At 68.3% G+C, this 1,525-nt stretch carries 2 protein-coding genes and 1 pseudogene; 1 reads left to right on the top strand and 2 read right to left on the bottom strand.

From position 1 onward, the window contains the following. Positions 1–536 (top strand): annotated as a pseudogene (locus B0F77_RS46195) (S8 family serine peptidase); the annotation flags it as partial. A 36-nt stretch (positions 537–572) separates the two neighbouring features. Here the strand turns inward: B0F77_RS46195 and B0F77_RS46190 are convergent. After that, complete coding sequence (locus B0F77_RS46190) at positions 573–983, bottom strand: YciI family protein (protein WP_245849555.1); 411 nt, start codon at positions 981–983, stop codon at positions 573–575. A 5-nt stretch (positions 984–988) separates the two neighbouring features. After that, the gene (locus tag B0F77_RS46185; protein WP_086669349.1) at positions 989–1,387 is read right to left on the bottom strand and encodes a VOC family protein; all 399 of its coding nucleotides are present in this window, start codon (positions 1,385–1,387) and stop codon (positions 989–991) included. Positions 1,388–1,525: the final 138 nt, after the last annotated feature.

Here is a 1,525-nt window from a genome sequence, read left to right as displayed (position 1 = left end):
TGGCCGGCGGCAGCGCCGGGGGTACCGGACGCACCGTCGTGACCCTCGACGGCAAGGTGATCTCCGACCAGGCCTACCCGGGCTACGCCTACATCCCGAACGCGCCGGCGGAGAAGAAGCGCTACCAGGCGCACGTCGAGGCGACCCGCGACGGGCTGTCGTCGCAGATCACCGCCGACTGGCAGTTCACGTCCGAACACGTCGCGGGCGAGCAGTACCAGCCGGTGCCGCTGCTGGCGGTCCGGTTCGCGCCGAAGCTCGACGAGCACAACCGCGCCGGCCGTGTCGTCACCGTGCCGATCACGGTGGAGCGCAACGGAACGGGCGCTGTCACCGACATCAAGGACCCGGCGGTGCAGGTGTCCTACGACGAGGGCAAGACGTGGAAGCCGATGCCGCTGCGGAAGACCCGCGGCGGTTGGCAGGTCACGTTGTGGCACCCGCACGGCGCCAAGAACGTGTCGTTCAAGGCTCGGGCGGCGGACGCGGGCGGTGAGGTCCAGCAGACCATCATCCGCGCGTACGACCTGAAGTGACGGCGTGAGGGGCCGGGTCCGCCCGGCCCCTCACCGCTACTTCTCGTACGGCGCCAGCGTTTCCGGGTCTACGTCGGGCGCCCCCATGATCGGGTGCACCTCGATCGGCTGGTTCAGGATCTTCCCGCCCGGCCCAGGACACGCCGAGCACTTGCGGGCGACCTCCAGCAGCCGCTCCCGCGAGTCCACGTCCACCACCCAGTACCCGGCGATGACCTCCTTGGACTCCGCGAACGGCCCGTCCACCACGACCGGCCCGTCGTCGGACCCGCGCACCACGAACGCCCGCGCCGGTCCGCTCAACCCCTCGGACTGCAGCAGTTCACCGGACGCCTGCAGCTCGTCGTTCAGGTTCCGCATGTAGGCGATCATGCGGTGCATGTCCTCGTCCGACCACGCCGCGAGGCCCTCCCAGTCCTCCTGGCTGCCGCCGTAGCTGACCAGCATGTACTTCACTTCCACTCCCCACCGGTAGCGCGGGCCTTGATCTCCTGCACGGCCCAGCTGTTGCCGTCCGGGTCGTCGAAGAAGATGAACGACCCGCCGTCCTGTTCGTTCATGCGCACGATCTCGCCGACCTCGACGCCGCGCTCTATCAGTTGCGCGCGGGCCTTCTCCAGGTCCGCCACGACGAGCTGGATGCCCTTCAACGAGCCGGGCTCGCCCTTGACGATGCCCTTGCCCAGCACGATCGAGCAGCCGGAGCCGGGTGGCGTGAGCTGCAGAACCCGGGTGTCCTCGTTGAACGTCGTGTCGTGGTCGACGTTGAAGCCGAGTTGCTCGGAGTAGAAGGTCTTCGCGCGGTCCAGGTCCGACACCGGCACCACGACGACTTCCAGAGTCCAGTCCATCGTTCTTCCTCTCAGCGGCTGCCTTGCACGGACCCGTCGAACCGGTCAGAAACTTTTCGACACGGGGTCCCGGCCCACATACCGGTCCGCGATCATGGCCTCACTCCTCGACGGCGCCGCCGATCTTGCGCAGGTGCT

This window comes from Lentzea kentuckyensis (assembly GCF_002150765.1).
GTDB lineage: Bacteria > Actinomycetota > Actinomycetes > Mycobacteriales > Pseudonocardiaceae > Lentzea > Lentzea kentuckyensis.
This window is presented reverse-complemented; position numbering and strand designations above follow the sequence as displayed.